Genomic DNA, 19,300 nt, shown 5'->3' on the forward strand with positions numbered 1-19,300 from the left:
ATAGATCTATTTTCGATGCGTCGAGCGCGCTGCACGCCATCTGAGGCGCGATGACGCGAGGAAAAGTTTCCTTAGGCTGGTAAAACATAAGAAATCATGTTAAGATAGTGAGAGCGCCGTAAACGATTACGGTATGGTGTCTTGGAAATAACCGGTCAGGAAAGGCGGCGGCGTATTGAATCTCAGTTGGATCGATTGGATGATCGTGATCGCAGCCATCGTTGTGATCCGTCTTGTCAGCTGGAGCACGCGCTCGCTGATGCGAGGCGTCGCGGACTTTTTGTCGGCGAACCGGGTCGCCGGGCGCTATCTGCTGACGATCTCGGGCGAGATGGGCAACTTCGGCGTCATCACGCTGGTCGCCGGGTGGCAGGCGTTCACCTCAGCAGGTTTCGTCAACTTTTGGTGGCCGCTGATGTACATGCCGCTCAGCATCGTCTTCATCATGACGGGCTGGGTGTTCTATCGGCTTCGCGAAACCCGGGCGCTGACGGTTGGCCAGTTTCTTGAGATGCGGTACAGCCGGCGCTTTCGCGTCTTTGCGGGAGGATTGTGCTGGCTTTCGGGGATTATCAACTTCGGTATCTTTCCCGCCGTCGCCGCGCGCTTTCTGATTTATTTCTGCGGCCTGCCGGACACATTCCCCGTGCTGGGGCTGCATATCGCCACCTATCCCGCGCTGATGGTGGCGGATCTGGGGATGGCGCTCTACTTCGTTCTCGCGGGCGGTCAGATCTCGGTCATGGTGACGGAGTGCGCGCAGGGAATGATCGCCTGCGTGGCCTATGTCGCCATCGCGGTGGCCGCGCTGCTGATCGTGCCGTGGCATCGGGAAGTCGCGGCGCTGCAAATGGCGCCGGCGAACGCGTCGATGCTCAATCCCTTTCACACGACCCAGGTGAAGGATTTCAATCTCTGGTACTACCTGATCCAGTTCTTCATTTCGATTTACTGTTATCAGGCGTGGCTGGGCGGTCAGGGATTCATGACGTCCGCCCGCAATCCGCACGAGCAGCGGATGGGCGCGCTGATCTCCAACTGGCGCGGCGTTCCGCTGGGCATGATGAGCATCGCCCTGCCGCTGGCGGGATACACCCTGCTGCACTCGCCGCACTACGCCGCCCAGGCGGCCTCGGTGAACGCCGTGCTGCATCAGATCAGCAATCCATCGGTCCAGAACGAAATGCTGATCCCGGTGGCGCTGGCGCATCTGCTGCCGGTGGGGATCAAAGGTCTTGTGGCGATGATCGTGGTGTTCCTGTCGTTCACCTGTCACGACACCTATCTGCACGCCTGGGGAAGCATCTTTGTGCAGGACGTGCTGCTGCCTCTGCGCAACCGTCCGCTGGAGCCGCATCAGCAGATTCGGTGGCTGCGCTGGTCGATCTTCTTCGTGGCCGTCTTTATCTTCGTGTTCAGCATGGTCTATTCCGAAACCGACAAGATCAAGATGTTTCAGGCGATGACGGGCGTGATCTGGCTGGCCGGCGCCGGCTCCGTGATGATCGGGGGCCTGTATGGGCGGTTTGGAACGGCGGCGGGCGCCTACTGCGCCATGGCGGCGGGCGGCGTGCTGGGGATCGGAGGGCTGCTGCTGCCGCTCTACTGGCAGTCTCACCATCTCGGCGAGTTCCCGATCAATGGGCAGTATATGATGCTCCTCGCCAGTCTGGTCTCCATCGTGCTCTACGTGAGCGTCTCCTTCGCCACCGGAGGGCTTCGGCGTCCGTTCAATCTGGAGAAGATGCTGCATCGGGGCGTTTACTCCACCGATCCGCACGAGCATGAGGTGAAATCCACGCTGACCAATCGCTGGCTGGAGCTGCTGGGGATGGGCAAGGAGTTCTCGCGCGGCGATCGTTTCCTGGCGATCTTGTACGCCTGCACGACTCTGGGAACGTGGCTGCTCTTTATCGGCGTCTGCGCGGCGCACTTCTTGTTCCATACCATCACCGACCAGTTCTGGATCAACTTCTGGCATATCTATCTGATGGTGATGCTGTGCGTGAGTATTCCCGTGCTGATCTGGTTCACGATCGGCGGCGTGCTCGATATCCGCAACCTCAAAGAGACGCTGAAGACGGCCGTGCGGGACGACACCGACGACGGCCGTGTGGTTCACGAGGACAGTGACCGGCTTGGCGGGACGGTCGTGGAGACGCCGGCGCAGATCGCCATCGCCGACCAGGCCGCGAAAGTCGCTTCGCACTCCTCCGAGTAGCGCGAAGCGTCGCCATTCGCATCCATGAAAACGGCCCCATTGCCTGAAAGCAAGGCAATGGGGCCGTCTGTCGTCTGCGTTTTCGGTGTTTTTACTTAGCCGTTACAAAGGACAGCACGGGCGACGTCACGGACGCTCCGGCGGCGCGGGAGGTCACCGTGTAGAAGTAAGTCACGCCGCGCATCAGGCCGTTGACCGTCACTTGATGGGCCGTGACCTGGCTGGAGTTCGCCACGCTGCGTGACAGGCTGTTGGGCGAAGGGCCGTACGACAGCACGGAGTCGGAGGCGATGTTGGTTCCCCAGGCGACCAGCGCCACGGTGCGCGCCACTTGCGGCCGGGGCGTTCCGATCAGCGAGATCACCGGAGTGGCGACGGTTGTGCTGGACGCCGCGAGGTCGGCGATCAGGCCGGCGCCCTTGAAGGATCCCCATCCGGTCGCATTGTCATATCCAGCGAAGGCGGGATAGAACAAGTTCGTGCTGCCGTCGTGGATGTCGTAGAAATCCTGAGTGTAGCGTGAGTTCTTGCCGATCTTATAGATCGCGGGATTGATGAACCCGACCGGTCCGGCGCCGCTGGCGGCGCGCTGCTGATTGACGAGCGCCGTGAAGCCCGCCCAGAGGGGAGCCGCGCAGCTGGTGCCGCCGAAGATGCACCAGCCGCCTTTGTAGAAGACCGAGTAACCGGTGTACGGGTCCGAGTTCAGCGCGACGTCCGGGACATTGCGCGCGGCGGCGGAGACGCCGACACCGGCCTGCCAGTCCGGCTTCGACCACACGGCGCTGACGCCGCCGCCGCCGGCTCCGGAGCCGATGCTTCCATGGCTCCAGGTGCTCTCTTTCTTGTAGGTCCCATCTGCGTTCAGGAAGAGCTGCGTGCCGCCGACGCTGGTGATGTACGGCTGGGACGCGGGATCCTGAACGGTCAGGTTCTTTCCATTGTCGAACGCGCCGGCGTCGCCGGACGCCGCGAAGATCGTCTGGCCCTGCGCCGCCATCTGACGGAACGCCGTGTTTTCAGCGGTCCGGATGGGAATGCTGCACGACGGCTCGGTGATTCCCCAGGAAGTGCTCACCTGTTTGGCGATATTATCGCTGGCGATCCGGCTGTACGCCGCGATCACGCCGGCGGCCGTATTCGGCGCCTCATAAACCATGATCTTGCTGGCGCCCGGCGCCAGGGCCGTCATCAGCTCGATATCCAGCGTGACTTCGGCGGCGTTGACGCCCGGCTGACCGGACGCGCCCCCGACCAGCACGTTCTGGAGCGGAACGCCGGGGAGCTTATACCCGCTGGTGAAGCTGGCGATGTCGCTCGGGTCATAGCCATCCAATTGGAAGAGACCGAGCACCTGCCCGTGACCGTCGAGCTTTGTCGCCGAATTGGCGAGTGTGAGGTTGTTCAGCCCATAGGCTTTGGTGATATCCGAAGGTGAGAGCGCTCCGCCGGGGCCTGTGCCGACTTGGTAGGGCTGCAGCGCCTGCGCCATGGCCTGCGGGACGAGATAGCTCTGCGGCGCCCAGTGCGCCGATTCGTCCAGACCGACGATGCCGCTGATCTGCGCGGCGATCGCCGCCGGCACGCTCGGATCGGCGTTCGCGACCCGAAAGAGCGATCCGTTCGCCGCTCGGAAGGAGTGCATTTGCAGCCCCAGCGATCGCTCCACGACGCCGTCCGGCGCCTGCACGGTCACCAGAGTGCGGTTGGGATATGTCTCGGTGATGGCGAAGCCCTGCGAGCGAGCGTAACGGATCACGGCGGCGTAAGATTCTTCCGTCGGCGCGTATCGATCAATAAACTGCTGCGTGGTGAGAAAATGGCCGTACTGCGGATCCTTGGGATCGTATAGCCGGTGGATTTGGTCGGCGAGCTGCGCCTCATTGCGCAGTGGGAGAGACAGCGCCAGCGTCAGCGGCTGCGCCACCGGAGCGCGGCTGACCCAATGAGCCCCGGCCAGCGCAGGAGAAAGATGGCCGCGCAGCACGACCGTCTGAGCCTGCGCCGGCGCGGCGGCGCCCAGGCAAGCCAGCAGGGCGAGCGAGGCGCGTCGTACACTGATCGTCGTTTTATTCATGGTTCCGGGACCTTTAATACGCTTGGATTTCAAATGTCCGCCGGAGCCTCAGCAGTATGTGCATTGCAATTATCCCAATAAGATTACCAGGTAATAATTTCCATGGTTTGCGATCTTGGAGAAGTGAGATATTGCGATGCACACGCCGGGTGAGATTCTGCGGCGGCTGCGCTTTTGGGCGCAACTTCATTATCGGAAGCGGTAAAAAGAACAGGCAGATGACAAAACTACGGGGATTGAGTCGGAGTCCGAAAAACAAGTGAAAAGCAGAGGGAAAGTGGCTCGGTCTGAGTCGGAAAGGTGGTCCCCCCGGCAGGATTCGAACCTGCGGCCGACAGTTTAGAAAACTGTTGCTCTATCCGCTGAGCTACGGAGAGACGAAGCGCGCATTGTGTGAGAGGGAAAACTGGAGCGGGCGACGAGGCTCGAACTCGCGACATTCTGCTTGGAAGGCAGACGCTCTACCACTGAGCTACACCCGCAATGTCGATATTATACCTGATGTTACGAAAATCTGTACGCTTCGCGCAAAAAAAGACCTCGCCCCATTGAGGGGCGAGGCCGTGGCCGTCAAAGTGGCCGCTCCATCTATTCCTGGATCGTCAGCACCGGCTGGCCGGACGTGGCTTCCTTGCTGTTGAAGCAGAAGTAAACGCCATCCGTTCCTGGATCGCTCACCTGAAGGGTGACGATCTGGCCGATCTTGTCCGCCAGATAGCTGGTCAGATCCCAGGTGTAGACGCCCGGGGTGCTGGTCACCTGTGTGGTCGCCGCAAGCGTTCCGGTGCTCAGGTCCGCCGCCGTCAGCCAGCCGGCCGCCAGCGCGCTGTTCCAGGTCAGAGTCGACTCGGTCCAGCTGGTGTCGCCGATCCCGTAGACGCTCAGCGGAGCCTTGCCGGCGGTGCCGTTCGAGTTGAGTGTCAGGGCTAACTGGGCCGAGGTGATCGGGCTGGTGACCCCGGTCAGATCGAACTTCAGATAAGCCGTGCGGTGATAGATGCTGGTCGCGGTCGAATCGCGCTTGACAGTGATCTGCGTTTCCGCGCCGTGCTTGACGGTGTCCGCCGCGAGCGAGTTTACATAGGAGTCCGCGACAGGGGCGAGGTTCAAGACCGTCGGCGCCGGATCGGTCGGCGTCACCGGGATGATCGGCGTCGCGCCGCTCGATGGCGTGGTGGTTACCGTCAGCGCCGGCTGTCCGGACGTGGCTTCCTTGCTATTGAAGCAGAAGTAGAGGCCGTCGGTTCCCGGATCGCTCACCTGAAGGGTGACGATCTTACCCGCCTTGTCGGCCAGGTAGCTGGTCAGGTCCCAGGTGTAGACGCCCGGGGCGCCGTTGACCTGAGTGACCGCAGCGAGCGTTCCGGTGCTCAGGTCCGCCGATGTCAATCCGCCAGAGGCCAGCGCGCTGCTCCACACCAGGGTCGATTCCGTCCAGGTCGTGTCGCTGACGCCGTAGACACAGAGCGGAGCCTGGCCCTTGCTGCTATTCGCATTCCCGGTCAGCGAAAGCTGAGCCGAGGTAATCGGGCCGGTAAGGTTGGTCAAGTCGAACTTCAGATAGGCCGTGCGTCGATACGTGCTCGTCGAGCTGGAATCGCGCTTGACGGTGATCTGTGTCTCCGCGCCGTGCTTCACGCTATTGGAGCCGAGGGAGATGACGTAAGAATCCTCGATAGGAGCCAGCGTCGTCGATGTCGGGGCCGGCGTCGTTACCGGCGTCCATCCGGGAGCCGGAGGCAGTACGATCACCGTCATCGAGTACGGCGCGAACGTGTAAGCCAGGCTTGTCCCAGTGGTGGGGATCGTTCCGTGCGTCAGGTCCGCGCCGGAGGCGTCTTCGTCCATGCCGTATTGATAGACGTCTGCCTGGACGTCGGGCAGGAAGCTGCCCAGGGTGATGTTGCCGGTGAGCGGGGTCGCGGCGGATTTATTGATCACCAGCAGCGCGAGCTCTCCCGTTTGCAGGCGCGCTCCATAAGCGGAGAGCTTGTTGTAATCCGAGGTTGTGGTGAGCACGGAGTCGCCGCCACGCGCCCAGTGAGTCAGCAGCTCAAGCGCTCGGAAGGTCGGGTAGGGCGTGTTCACCGGAGTGTCGGATCGATCGCCGATCGATAGGATGCCGTAATCGCCAAACTTGCGCCAGCCGTAGAGGCTGGGGTTCATATTGGTTCCGGTTTGCGAAGAGTTGTGCAGATCCCACCACAAACAGGCGTTGAACTCCGTTTGGGCGACCCGGGCGGTGTTGTCCGCGAGGAACAATCCGTTTACCAGACTGACGCTTTGCTTGCCGGGCGACGAAGATACGGAGTTCGTTTCCGTGGCCGCCAGTTCGATCGAGCTGGAGATCGGGCCGACGTAGTCGGTCAGAATTTGCCTGAGATTGGCGGCGGGGGCGTCCCAGCCGGACGCGGTCAGCAGCAGCGAATCGTCCGATTCGTATCCCGGGCTCTGGGCGTACCGATGGTAGATCAGAAAGTCCGGCAGCGTGTAGAGTTTTCGCAGGTTGTAGAGAACGACCGGAGCCCATCCATGATGCGTAGTGTCGCCGGTGGTCAGGTTGAGCGAGGGATGGGATACCGTGGGATAAGAATCGATCCCGGGCGAGACGACGACGCCGACCTTAATCGTCGGGTCGACACTGCGCATTTTTGTCAGGAACTGGCTCGCGCCAATGGCGTAGTAATACGGATCGTGAGGCGATCCGGAAAGGCCGCTGCCTGAGGCTCCGTGCTTGTCGTTTTCCCACGACCCATAGCATTCGTTGCCAATCTCCCAATATTTGACTCCAAAGGGAGCCGGGTGCGAAACGCGAAGGAAGTTGTAGCCGTCATCGGTGGCGAGCGGGGCGGCGCCTCGAATGCCGGCCCAGAACCCGACGGTCTTCCAGTCCTTGGATTTCGTGTCCGTTCCGATTGTCTGCGTGGAGGCTGCATCGCCATTGGCGTACGCGACCCACGCGGCCGCCATTTGCGGGGTGCCGCTGCCGTAATCGACGGTGATATAAGGCTGAGCGTTCGTCGCTTCCGCGACTTTCATGAAACTAGGGAACGTGGAAGCCCAGCGGGAAGTCCCGCCGTCGGACTTGCCGGTACTCCAGTTGTAGGCGTCGGAGGTCGATCCGCCCGGGAAGCGCAGAGTTGCGGCGCCCACGCTTGTCAGCGCGTTGCGTGTGGACTGCGTGGAAAGCTGCTGGTCCCAGACGGCGGTGTTCATGCCGTAAAGCCGGGCGTCCATGGTGCGCACGACCGTGTTGTTGTCCACGAAGATATTCGCGCTGGTGCGGGCGGGCACGGTGCTGCCGATCAGGGTGATGTTGTCGACATAAAATGTCGGCTGAGATTTGCCGGTGACGTCGCTGATCCAGAAGCCATCGAGCGTCAGCTTATCGTCAACGCCGAGCGCGCTGAGCGGGACGGTGACCTGGGTCCAGGTGTTCGCCGCGAGCGCGGGGATGGCGACGGCGGTTTTTTGAGCGCCGTTCAATAGGCCGTACACGGCGAGCTTCTGCCCGCCTGTTGGGCCGCCATTGATCCAAAAGGAAACGGCGGTGTAGTTGCTGCTGTCGATTGCGGTATGGTGGACGTACAGGGCTTGATAGGCGCCCGCCGTCACGCTGATGGATTTGCTTCCGCCCTGGACCGTGGCGGCGCTCCCGTAATTCAGGGTTGCCCATCCGTAATTGAGCCAGCCGTTTTCCAGGCTGTCGTCATATATAATTTGATCGCTGGTCTGTGCGTGCGCAGACGGCTGCGCCGCCGCGAGGGCCCCAAGAGCGGCCGCCGCGATCATGGTCTTGCGAAGGGACATTTATCGAACTCCTAACGAGGGAACTCAAAGTGGTTGTGATTGTCGCGATTGCACACACATGTGGAGTCGCATACGGTTAGAACATCCATTGACACAGTGTCAATAGCTGATCCAACAGTATTATAGGTACGTTGAGTGGAAATCTTCAGCAAACTGAAAGCGCTTGCCTGCTAAATTGGTAGGGGTGAATTCAATGTTTACTACTCCTTAAAGCGGTTGTGTTTGCTGTTATTGCATTACAATCTGGCTTGAACTGACGACGCAAAATAGACGGCAAAATAAATGCGATGTCGGATCAAAGGAGTATTTCAAGGTGAACAGGAGCAGCGCCTTGGGATAAACGGTCAAGCTTAATAATATATATGCCCGCTTGCGGATGTATTTATTATACGGCGCCTTTACCGGTTTTCGCAAATTGATTGGGGATTTTTTTGGGAGTGATTCTGACAAAAAAAGAGAAGCGGAATTTTATTTCTTTCTGTCGGTGAGCGCCAGAAGCTGCTCGACGAACTTCGCTTGCTCGCTTCCTTCTTTCCCGATCAGCCATTGCTCGAAAAGCCTGCGGCTCTCGTGCGGCAGCACGCCGCCGATGATTTCCGGCATGGAGGTTTCAGGGCTGTCGGGCGGGCGGACGCGCTGCGTTCCGTTGTCGGCGGGAGCTTGCAGGCCAAAGATCACCGTTTTGACGCCGGCCTCCATGGCGGCGCCCAGGCGCATGACGCACGGCTCCGGCGTCGAAACGAGGATCGCGTCGTCCGCCATTTTACGCGATAGGGCGGTCATAGGGGGTCTCTTTTCGATGGATCCATCATTGGGATATACCGGGGGAGACGGTCCGTGAAACCTGGCCGCCGTGATATTATGATGCGAAATTAATGTGAAATTATTCCGTTTTTGTGGAACAAAGCTACGCATCTTGCCGTCAAATGGTCTGAGATGTCTTGTGTGCTATCAACCGCTGACGCATTTTATGCAGAAGAGCACGCTAAGGAACGATATGAACGTCCGCGCCCATAAGAATGTCGTTTCAGATCCGCTCCCAGGCGCAAACTTGGCGGACGCCGAGGACGCCAAACGTCAGGCGCGGATCCTGCACGCCGTCCTGTCCAGCCCCTCCGATTTCATCTTCGTTCTGGATCTTCAAGGCCGTCATCTTTTTGTCGGGGAAACAGCTTTGCGCGCGCTTGGCGCGGAGCGCGAGGCGATCCTGGGCAAAACCCTGTTCGAGATCCCGCTTCCCGAGGCGCTGGCGCAGCACGTCCATCAGTGCTTCCAGCAGACCGTCGCGACAGGGCAAACGCTGCAAAGCGAGATGGAGGCGCTCACTCCGTTCGGGCAGCGCCGGTTTCAGTACCTCTACACGCCTCTCTTCTCCGAGAACTCCGAGATCGAAGCGGTCCTCGTCAATAGCCGCGATGTCACCGATGAGCGCCGGGTGCTGGACGCGCTTACGGAAAGCGATGTTCGCTTTGAAACACTGCTGGAGCGCTGCCATGACGCCATCGCCGTCTCGAAGGACGGCGTCCATATCTTCGCCAATCGCGCCTACGCGAATATGTTTGTCTGCGACAGCCCCGACGAAATTCGCGGGCTTCCTGTTTTAGATTTGATTGCGCCGTCCGCGCGGGAGAGCATCGCCGCGCGGATCCGTCTTCGCGGCGCCGGCGGCGCCGTGGAGACGATCTATGTGACGCGCGGCCTTCGCCGGAACGGCGAGGAATTCGACATGGAGACGCGCGTCTCCACATACCAGTGGCGCGATGAGATGTATACGCTCGTGATCCTGCGCGACGTCTCCGAGGAGCGCCGGCGAGATTCGCTCCAGCGCGAGCAGACGGCCGCGCTCAAGAGTCACCAGGATTGGCTCGAAACCGTGCTGAACCTGCTGCCGGTCGGCCTGCTTTTCGTGGAGCCGGGAACGGGGCGCGTGGTGTTCGCCAACCGTACGGCCGATGAGCTTGCCGGCGGCGGCCTCGTGTCCGGGCTTGCGGCCGATGAGGGCCGCGATAATTATCCCTGTTTCGACCACTCCGGCCGGCGGCTGACGATGGACGAGCTGCCGTCGACGCGCGTGGCGCGCGGCGAGTCGCTGCGCGGCCTGGAGATTATCTGGCGGACGCCCTCGGGCGACCGGCCGCTGCTGGTGTTCGGCGACACGATCCCGGCGCTGCACGGCCACGACGAAATGGGCGCCGTGGTGTTTCAGGATATCGGCGAGCAGAAGGACTTGCAGAAGCAGCTCGCGGCGTCCTACGAACGGGAATGGCTGATCAATTGGATCGGGGCGACGATCCGCGGGACGATGAACTCTTCCGAGATCCCCGCCGCGACGGTGGCCGCGCTGGGGTCCGCGCTGCGCGCCGATCGTTGCTATTTCATCTTTTACGATTTAGAGCAGGGGCGTTCGTGGATCAATGACGAGTGGCGTTCCGGGGATCTGAGCTCGCTGGTGGGGGAGCACGAGCTTTCCTGCCACGATCAGATCCTGGAAGCCTATCAGCGCTCCGTCGGGCAAACGCTGATCATCAGCGATATTGTCTCCGACACGCGCTTCTCCGGGATCGCGGACGAAATGGCGCGTCTTGGCCTGAGGTCGGGGATCCGGGTGCCGCTCTATGAGGGGCAGACGCTGGTGGCGGCGCTTGTGGTGACGATGGCGAACTCGGGACGGGAATGGACACAGGACGAGGTGGCTCTCACGGAGGCGGTCGCCTCCGTCTCGCGGACCGCCGCCGAGGCGGCGCGCACCCTCGAACGTGAGCGCAATATCGCGAACAACCTCCAGAATGCGCTCAAGCCGGCGCCTCCGCCGTCCGTGGCGGGATTGGACGTCGCCGATTTCCATCGGGCCGCGCTGGACGAAGCCAGCGTCGGCGGGGACTTTTACGATGTCTTCGCCTTGAAGGAGGGAGTGACGGCCCTTGTGCTTGGCGACGTCTCCGGCAAGGGACTGGCCGCCGCCGCCCAGGTGGCTACCGTGCGCAACATGCTTCGCACCGTGCTTTATCTGCACGAAGATCCGGCGCAGGCCGTCACGACCCTGAACGGCCTGGTGGTGACCCACGATCTGCTGCGTGGCTTTGTCACTTTGTTCGTGGGCTGCTATGACTCCGACAGCCGCACCCTGACCTATGTTTCCTGCGGACACGAACCCGGACTTCTGCAAGGGGCGGACGGCGGCGCCGTCTGCCTGCTGCCGGCGACCGGGCCAGTGCTCGGGATCGACGCCAACGCGTCGTTTACCGCCGAGCGTTACACGCTGTCTCCAGGGGATCGGTTTTTGGTCTATACGGACGGGCTTTCGGAAGCCGGTCCCGACCGGTCGAACCTGCTCGGCTCCGAGGGCCTCGCCGCCATGCTGGAGGCGAAAGGCGACCCCAGCGCGACCGCGCTCATGGCCCGCGTGATGGATGGGGTCAAAGCGTGGACGGGCGGCAGCCTGCGGGACGACGCCTGCATGCTGGCGTCCGTGGTGGCCTGAGCGTCGTCGCCTTCTCCCTTCGTTCGGCTCCAGGCGACGCAGCCGTCGTCATATCAGGATTTACCTCATAGTAGTTGTTATTTATAGATGTTACGCTGGCAACGTATCCGCATAACATCAGTTATTAAAATAGCGATATGCTATCCAGTCCCCAGTAAATGGCCGATTCTTTTCCGCTTTTCGCTAAACAAATCCCGCATGGAACATTTTGGGGAGCCGCTCTGTCTGTCTTGTAACGGCAAGATCAACGCGATCTTCTCTGACCGATAGCAACTTTGGAGGAAACGATGTCGAACAAATATAAGATTTCCGTAGCGGTTATTGCTGGAATTGCAACCTTGGGCTTGGCGAGTCTGACGGCGGCGAAGCCGGCGGCCGCCGCGAACCCGGCGCATACGCTGACCGCGCAGGCGCGGTCGAATTGGGACGGCGGCTACGATCAGAACAACTGGCGCGATCGCAACGTCCAGTCTGCGAGTTTTAGGGATCGCCTGCGCAACGCCGAGCGTGAGCGCCGCGAGCGTGAAATTCGCGAGCGCGAATGGCGCCGCAATCACGACCGTGATGACCAGCGCAATTGGGACCGCGACCACGCTCGCGACGATCGCAATCAGTGGGATCGCGGCAACCACGATGGCTGGGATAAAGACCACAACGGCCATCGCGATCGTGACGACCGCCACGACCGCGACGACCATCGCAATTGGGACCGGGATCAGGATCACAACCGCTAATCCGCTGCCTGAGGGGATGATGCGCCGCAGCCCGGGCGGCTACGCCAGGGCTGCGACGACGCCGGCCGCGATCAGCGCGGCGGCCCAGAGTCCATCGAGGTTGAACCAGGTTTTGCGCAGCAGCGACAGCCCCAGTTTTTCGTAGACGACGATGGCGACCACTCCCGCGACCAGCAAGTGGCTGAGGGTATGGAGACCGACCGCGCCCAGGGAGGACCAGACGCCAGGGACGGCGTGGACCGCAGCGGAGGCGGGATGGGCGAGCATGGGGCAATTCGCCGGCATGTTCGCCATTGCCTGTCGTGAGAGGGCGGGCGCGGCGGCGGCCGGCTTGCCGATCTCCAGCAAGACAGGGACCAGCATGAGCCCAGCGCCATGCGCGGACGCCATGAGAAACGACCATGCCGTCAGATCCCGAAACCCGACGCGCATCCCCACCCAGCGCGGATGCCGCGTGCGGAGGAGCTTGTAAGCGCCGAAGCCGCAGAGGCCGGCCGCGAAGACCCACTTCACCGCCGCAACCGGCAGCACATAGCGCGCCGCGATGACCAGCAGCGCGACGGCGGCGATGGACGCCGCGTGGCCGAGCGCGATCGGCGGCAGCGCGCGCAGCACCGCCGACCGCTTCTTCTCCTGCAAGCCGAGCGAGACGGCGAATAGCCAGCCCATGCCGGGATTAATTCCATGAAACGCGCCGAGAAGCGCCAGCGTGATCCAGGGCCAATCGCCGTGGAGTGCGGGAAGGTGCATGGCGGGCTCCGTTACGGGAAGCAGTAGGAGTCGGAAGAGGCGTCGCCTCCCTCCAGACGAACCTGGTGCGGGCGCTCGTCGGGAAAAGCCCGGAAAAACTTCGGATCGGGCGTCAGCCCGCCGCCGGGATCGACATCCAGCTTGGCGAGCCAGCCGTCCAGCCCGTCCGGATAGAACTGCTGGTCCCAGCTGGCGTAGAGCGAGTTCGTCAGATAAACCCGCTTGCCGTCGCGGCTCACCTCCACCATCTGCGGGCCGCCGTTCAGCGGCCCGGTGCTGGGATGCGCCGCGCGCCGCACGATGCCGCCCAGATGCACTGATCCGGTCTCCTTCGGCGCGAAGGGGTCCGTCACATCGTATTGTTTCAATTCCCCCGTTCCCCAGCACGAGACGTAGAGAAACTTATCCTCCAGATCCAGGTTGATGTCCGTGACCAGCGGCGGAACCGCGCCGAATGGCTTGAGGGCCGGCGGCAGCAGGTCCACATCGGCCGGTTCGGCGGGAATCTCGATCACTTTGCGGATCTTCCATTCATTTTTCTCCCGATACCACGCCCAGACGGACGCCGAGAGATCCTTGATCGAGACGACCACGCCGACGAAGCCGTAAGCCTTTGTCGGATCGTGCGCGGGGCGCAGCTCCAGCACCATCTGCTGCTCCGCCCCGAGGTCCAGCGCCTGCAAATGCTTGCGCCGACGCAGATCCCACAGATGCACGTGATGGCCGTATTTGCCCGCGAGCAGCAAGTCCGGGTTGACCCCGTTCTCCACCATGTTGGGCGTGCCCCATTCGCTGCTGATCAGCGTGTCGTAGCCCAGGTGCCACCAGAAGTCGTAGGCGAGATGCTGCGGCCCCCGATCGACTTCCCAGCGTCCGAGCACATTGAACGTCTCGCAGTCCAGAATGAAGATGCCGCCGGGACCATCGCCATGGACATCTCCCAGCGCGCTCACGTAGATTCCGTCGGGGCCGCAATGGAACGTATGCGGCCGGCTATATCCCGTCTTGTTCGCAATCTCTTCCGCCGTGATCGTCTTGACCAGTCTGGGATTGCGCGGATCGGGCTTCGTGTCGTAGATATAAATGCGCGAGGATCTCAGGCCCGGAATCAGCAAGTAACGCCGCTCGACGTGTGGGTGCGGCGCGTAGGGGCAAAGCGCGGAGCTGCATGCGTTCCAGCCGAAGTGATGAAACTCATCGCCGTGATGGGGCGATTCGATCCGTCCAACGATCTGCGTGTAGGTCGGAGACAAAGGATCGGTGTCCAGCACGACCAGCGCGTCATGCTTTGCCCCGCCGAGCGGCTGCAGCGTGACGATATACGCCAGCTTCTCCGGCGGCGCCTGCGCCGCCAATCGGGGGGAGGGGTAAAACGTGGGATCGGGCGTCAGCAATGCCATGGATTTACCTTTCGGACGTTATGTTAACAATCCCTATAAACTAAATGGTCAATTGCGTGATTATAAACGAGAAGGGCGCTTGTGTCAAGATGAGCACGTATTTTGATGGAGGTAGGCGCGATCGCATCCCCACGGCTTTACGCCGCGGGGATGGGGGCGTCAATTAGTAAGGTCCGCGAATATGCTCCGCGACGCGCGTCTGGTAGAACTCGCGCAGTTTGGCGTGGGCTTCGTCGCCGAGCGGGGGCAGGCCGGAGGCGGCGGCGTTCGCGGCGGCTTGCTCCGGGCGGGAGGCGCCGGGAATGACGACGCTGACGGCGTCGAAGTCCAGAATCCAGCGCAGCGCCCATTGCGCCATCGTTTCGCCGTCGGGAACATAGGATTTGAGATCGTCGGAGAGCGTGACGCCCAGATCGTAGGGCAGTCCGGCGAAGGTTTCGCCGACGTTGAACGCCTGCCCGTCCTTGTTATAATTTCGATGGTCGTTCTCTGCGAACTGTGTGCCTTGCTTGAGCTTGCCGCTCAGGAGGCCGCTTGCCAGGGGGAGCCGAACGATCAGCGCCACGCCCTGCGCCTTCGCGCGCTCGAACAGCACGTCGATGGGCTTTTGTCGGAAGATGTTGAAGATGATTTGCAGCGACGCCAGCTCGGGCTGATCCAGGCAGATCAGCGCCTCCTCCATCGACTCCACGCTCGCGCCAAAGTCCTTGATCTTGCCCTCAGATTTCAGCGCTGTTAACGATTCGAAGACCTGCCCCTTGCGCAGTTCGTCCGTCGGAATGCAGTGCAGCTGTGTCAGGTCCAGCGCGTCCACGCCCAGCCGCTTGAGCGACGCCTCGGTGTGCTTGTGAATCGCCGCATCCGTGAAGTTTTCCGGCCAGCCCGGATCTGAGCCGCGTCCGAGTTTTGTCGCCACATAGATCGGCTGCGACTGCGTCTTTAAGAAGCTGCCAATCAGCTCCTCGCTGCGTCCAGACCCGTACACGTCCGCCGTGTCGAACATCGTTGTCCCGGCGTCCAGCGCCGTCCGCAAGATCACGTGCGCCGCTTCGTCGGACACGTCGCCCCAGTCCGATCCGCCCAACTGCCAGCAGCCCAGTCCAATTTCCGAAACCTGCGCTCCCGTGCGCCCGAATGGTCGATGCTTCATTGTCGATATCCTTCGCTTCCTGTCGTTGCCAAACTCCTATCATTATTCCCTGTGGCGCATCTTCACAATCGCCATTCCGGCGTCTTCCGGCCCATCGCGCGCGATATGGCCGAAATAACGACGGGCAGACGGAGGACGCATGTCCGCTGTCTGCCCGTCCGTCGTCTCGCAAGTCGCGGCTGCGTTTATTGCCGGGCGCGCGCGGCGATCATCTGCTGGAGTTTCGCCTTCTGATCGGGCGTCAGGATCGCCAGGACTTGATGACGCGTCGCCGTACGGATCGCGTCGATCTGGTCCGCCTGCTGGTCCAGCGTGAGCGACGGATCCCGCCGGATCGCGCGGACTTGCAGGAACGCGTTTTTTAGGATGGGCTTGATCTGCGTTTTCTGAGCGTCCGTCACGCCCAGGTATGCGGCGAGCTTCTGCATCCGCGCCTGAAACTCCTGCATGCGTGAAGCCGATTGGCCGGCCCGCGCGTCCTGCGCAAGCGCCGATGCGCTGAGCGCGACGGCTGTCCCCGCCGTCAGCGCAAAGGCCGCAGCGCAGAGCGCCATTTTGAAATTCGTTCTGAACATGGGAGTTCTCCAAACGATATCGCCGCTAGGCGCCGCCCTTGCCTTTTCCGGACTGCTGCATCTTCTGCATCGCCTGCTGAACCATCTGCATCAGCTGCTCCTGCTGCTGGGGCGTCAGGATCGGCTTGATTTGCTGAAAGGAGTCCATCACGATCTCTCGGGCCTTCGCTTTTTTCTCATCCGTGGTCAGGCTGCTGTCCGATTTGACGGACTTTAGCTGCTGCTTGGTCTTGTCCGTGATCGGCTTGATTTTGGCCTTTTGATCGTCTGACAGGTTAAGCTTGTCCATCGCCGCCTGCATCCGGTCGCCGCTCTGGGCGTGACGCCGTCCGCCTAGCCGGCCGGCGTGGGCCGCAACCGTCGGAAGAGTGCAGGAAGCGAGCGTGAGCGCCGCCATCATGAAGAGCTTTGTTTTTGTGTTCATCGTGGTTTCCTTTTCATTGACCGCCGCCGGGAGGCGCCGTGTGACGAAGGTAAGATACCGCGCAACTATGAAGCAACTCTGAACGGCGCCGGCGCGGCGAAACGCGCCGCTACGCATGGGAAATGGAGGCGGGGAGGGTGACGCGGACCGTGGCGCCGGCGCCGAGCGCGCTTTCGATGGCGAGACTTCCGCCGTGGGCTTCGGCGATGGCGCGGCTGATGGCGAGGCCGAGGCCGGCGCCGCCGGTTTGCGCGGCCCGGGCGGTGTCGGGGCGGTAGAATCGGTCGCCCAGATGGGGGAGATGCTCCGGCGCGATGCCCGCGCCGTTGTCCCGCACCGAGACTTCGATCGTCGAATCCGCCTGACGCGCCGTGACGGTGATGGCGCCTTCGGGAGGCGTATGGCGGACGGCGTTAGTCAGCAAATTGGTGAACAAGCGCGTGAGCGAAGCGGAGGACCCGGGCGCCGCGAGCGCCGAGTCGCAGCTGACGGAGATGGGCGCCGCGCCTGGCTTGCCGGAGATCTCCCGGGCGGCGTTCAAAACATCGCAAAGCGACACGGGCGAGGGATCGATTTGCAGCGCGCCGGCGTCGGCGCGCGCCAGCGTCATCAGGTCGTCGATCGTGGCGCCCATCGTCTCCGCGACACGCGCGATGCGCGCGATCGTTTCCCGGTACTCGTCCGCCGGACGCTCTTTCGCGAGCGCGAGCGTCGCGTTGCCGAGGATCACGGTCAGCGGCGTGCGCAGCTCGTGGGATGCGTCGGCGGTAAAGCGCTCTTGCTGCGTGAACGCGGCCTCCAGACGGGCGAGCATCTGATTGAACGTCGCGGAAAGCGCGGCGAACTCGTCGTCGCCGGTCACGGGGAGGCGCTGGGAAAGGCGGCGCGCTTCGATTTTCTGCGCCGCCTGCCGCAGATCGCGGATCGGGCGCATGGCGCGGTCTGTGAGAAACGCGCCGCCCAGTCCCGCCACCAGCAGCGCCGCCGGGATAAAGAGCAGGAGAGTGCGTGTGAGCATGCGCACGGTGCGCTGCACGCCGGCCAGGGACCGGGCAAGCTGGATGACGGCGACGACATCGCCGTTGTGCTGAACGGGGAGGGAGTAGACCCGCACCGGCGCGCCGTCGATCCGCACCGTTGAGAAATCCGGAACGCCGCGCAGAGACCGTGCGAATGTGACGGCGTCATGGGGCGCGCATGACTGTCCCGAGATCACGCTTCGTCCCTCCCGATCGAGGATCTTGACGGCGTAAGTGGGAACATCGGGCTCTTCCGGCCCATCGAAGAGGCCGAGCAGACCTTCGCCCGCCACCGGCAGCCGGTCCCCGGCGTCCCCTCCGAGCAGTCCCAGTCGCCGGAGACGAACGGCGGTAAGCACGGCGGCGCGCTGCCCGTCGGTCAGGCGCTCCCAGATGGCGACGGTCCGGGTGGCCCGAGTTTCCATCTCCGTGTCGAGCGAATGTGTCAGGGTGATGCGTGTGACCGATCGAAAGGCCACGCCCAGCATGACCAGCACCAGCGCCAGCACGCAGACGTTCCAGAGCGCGAGCCGCCGGCGCACGGAGTTAGCGGCGAACGGCCTCATCGCCCCTCCGTCGCGGCCGCCGGCGGCTTCAGCACATATCCCTGCCCATAAACCGAATGCAGCAGTTTGACCTCTCGTCCCGAATCGATCTTCTTGCGCAGAAGCCCCAGATGGACATCGACGGTGTTGGATAGAATCTCTTCGTCCTGCCAAACGTCTTCCAGAATGAACTCGCGGCTAAGCACCACGCCCGGCCGGGTCGCGAGCGCCTCGAACAGCGTGTATTCCCGGCTGGTGAGAACGAGCGGGCGGCCCGCGCGCGTGACCCGCCTCGTGTGCGTGTCCAGTTCAATATCGTCGATCGTAATATGCCGTCCTTTGTGCAGCCGATCCCGCCGAATCAGCGCCTGCACGCGCGCCTCCAGCTCCGCGAAGTCGAATGGCTTCGGCAGATAATCGTCCGCCCCCATCCGAAGCCCGCGTACGCGGTCCGGCACCGAATCGCGCGCCGTCAGCATCAGGATCGGCGTCGCAACGCCCCGCTGGCGCAGCTCTTCACAGACGCTCCAGCCATCGCGCAGGGGCAGCATCAGATCCAGGATAATCAGCGCAAACAGCTCCTCCGTCGCCGTCCGCAGCCCCGCCTCCCCATCCCGGCAAACGGTCACGCGGTAACGCTCCTCCTCCAGCCCCCGCTGCACAAACTCCGCGATCTCCGCCTGATCCTCCACCAGCAAAACCCGCATGGCTTGACAGCCCTCCGCCCGGATTCTACCCGGCGATCATGAAGCAACTCTGAACGATTGGTGTGTGTAATGATTTGTGTTGACGTCCAAACTCCGTTTTGCGTGCGCCCGATAGCTTTAACAGGAAAGAGACACTGGCAGTCGCTGGAATAAATGATAAATTCCACTGGCAGCCGACACTCCGCCATTTCGTCGGCTGAGAGTCGGCATTCTTCGTCTATTCGGTGATCCATGGGCCATATGTTTCCTTCACGCCAAACTAGCAATGCGTTGAGAGCGTCTTTGCCCTGCCATTCCAATAACGCCGCGCCGCAATTTGGACAGAGAATTTGTTCACGCGGCTCGTACCAATCGAACATTCCCATGGTAACCTCTTCGTCAATGCTTTGATAGGCGCGTTTGTTTAC

At 62.1% G+C, this 19,300-nt stretch carries 13 protein-coding genes and 2 tRNA genes; 3 read left to right on the top strand and 12 right to left on the bottom strand.

All coding sequences use genetic code 11. The features are described from left to right. Positions 1–175 precede the first annotated feature (175 nt). Positions 176–2,221 (top strand): sodium:solute symporter family protein, encoded by a 2,046-nt coding sequence (locus D5261_RS11080; protein ID WP_119323571.1) that lies wholly within the window; start codon positions 176–178, stop codon positions 2,219–2,221. A 91-nt stretch (positions 2,222–2,312) separates the two neighbouring features. Here the strand turns inward: D5261_RS11080 and D5261_RS11085 are convergent, their stop codons facing one another. The 5 genes from D5261_RS11085 to D5261_RS11105 all read right to left on the bottom strand — a co-directional run bounded on the left by D5261_RS11085 (position 2,313) and on the right by D5261_RS11105 (position 8,891). Beyond that, a complete protein-coding gene (locus D5261_RS11085; RefSeq protein ID WP_119323572.1) occupies positions 2,313–4,298 on the bottom strand; it encodes a protease pro-enzyme activation domain-containing protein in 1,986 nt (661 codons plus the stop codon). Between the two features lie 301 nt (positions 4,299–4,599). Beyond that, positions 4,600–4,675 (bottom strand) — tRNA-Arg (locus D5261_RS11090). Positions 4,676–4,705: 30 nt separating this feature from the next. Further along, positions 4,706–4,780: transfer RNA gene (locus tag D5261_RS11095), tRNA-Gly, on the bottom strand. Between the two features lie 106 nt (positions 4,781–4,886). Then, complete coding sequence (locus D5261_RS11100; protein WP_119323573.1) at positions 4,887–8,108, bottom strand: CBM96 family carbohydrate-binding protein; 3,222 nt, start codon at positions 8,106–8,108, stop codon at positions 4,887–4,889. 468 nt (positions 8,109–8,576) lie between these two features. Further along, positions 8,577–8,891 carry a tRNA-specific adenosine deaminase gene (locus tag D5261_RS11105; protein ID WP_125206207.1) on the bottom strand — a complete coding sequence of 105 codons (315 nt, stop codon included), beginning with the start codon at positions 8,889–8,891 and terminating at the stop codon, positions 8,577–8,579. Between the two features lie 214 nt (positions 8,892–9,105). Here D5261_RS11105 and D5261_RS11110 point away from each other — a divergent pair, with 214 nt between their 5' ends. Both D5261_RS11110 and D5261_RS11115 read left to right on the top strand, forming a co-directional pair. Further along, positions 9,106–11,589, top strand: a complete 2,484-nt coding sequence (locus D5261_RS11110; protein WP_165864482.1) for a SpoIIE family protein phosphatase — start codon at positions 9,106–9,108, stop codon at positions 11,587–11,589. Between the two features lie 287 nt (positions 11,590–11,876). Next, positions 11,877–12,323 carry a hypothetical protein gene (locus tag D5261_RS11115; RefSeq protein WP_119323576.1) on the top strand — a complete coding sequence of 149 codons (447 nt, stop codon included), beginning with the start codon at positions 11,877–11,879 and terminating at the stop codon, positions 12,321–12,323. A 39-nt stretch (positions 12,324–12,362) separates the two neighbouring features. Here the strand turns inward: D5261_RS11115 and D5261_RS11120 are convergent, their stop codons facing one another. The 7 genes from D5261_RS11120 to D5261_RS11150 all read right to left on the bottom strand — a co-directional run bounded on the left by D5261_RS11120 (position 12,363) and on the right by D5261_RS11150 (position 18,893). Then, positions 12,363–13,073 carry a hypothetical protein gene (locus D5261_RS11120; RefSeq protein ID WP_119323577.1) on the bottom strand — a complete coding sequence of 237 codons (711 nt, stop codon included), beginning with the start codon at positions 13,071–13,073 and terminating at the stop codon, positions 12,363–12,365. A gap of 11 nt (positions 13,074–13,084) precedes the next feature. Beyond that, the gene (locus tag D5261_RS11125; protein WP_119323578.1) at positions 13,085–14,473 is read right to left on the bottom strand and encodes a selenium-binding family protein; all 1,389 of its coding nucleotides are present in this window, start codon (positions 14,471–14,473) and stop codon (positions 13,085–13,087) included. Positions 14,474–14,636: 163 nt separating this feature from the next. Next, positions 14,637–15,623: an aldo/keto reductase gene (locus D5261_RS11130; protein WP_119323579.1), complete on the bottom strand. Its 987-nt coding sequence runs from the start codon at positions 15,621–15,623 to the stop codon at positions 14,637–14,639. A 185-nt stretch (positions 15,624–15,808) separates the two neighbouring features. Next, positions 15,809–16,198, bottom strand: a complete 390-nt coding sequence (locus D5261_RS11135; protein WP_119323580.1) for a hypothetical protein — start codon at positions 16,196–16,198, stop codon at positions 15,809–15,811. A 25-nt stretch (positions 16,199–16,223) separates the two neighbouring features. Beyond that, positions 16,224–16,622, bottom strand: coding sequence for a hypothetical protein (locus tag D5261_RS11140; protein WP_125206208.1), 399 nt, complete (start codon positions 16,620–16,622; stop codon positions 16,224–16,226). Positions 16,623–16,731: 109 nt separating this feature from the next. Next, on the bottom strand, positions 16,732–18,207 hold the full coding sequence (locus tag D5261_RS11145) for a sensor histidine kinase (RefSeq protein WP_119323582.1): 1,476 nt from the start codon (positions 18,205–18,207) through the stop codon (positions 16,732–16,734). Beyond that, on the bottom strand, positions 18,204–18,893 hold the full coding sequence (locus tag D5261_RS11150; protein ID WP_119323583.1) for a response regulator transcription factor: 690 nt from the start codon (positions 18,891–18,893) through the stop codon (positions 18,204–18,206). The genes D5261_RS11145 and D5261_RS11150 overlap by 4 nt, the downstream gene beginning before the upstream one ends. Positions 18,894–19,300 lie beyond the last annotated feature (407 nt).

This window comes from Capsulimonas corticalis (assembly GCF_003574315.2).
Taxonomy (GTDB): domain Bacteria; phylum Armatimonadota; class Armatimonadia; order Armatimonadales; family Capsulimonadaceae; genus Capsulimonas; species Capsulimonas corticalis.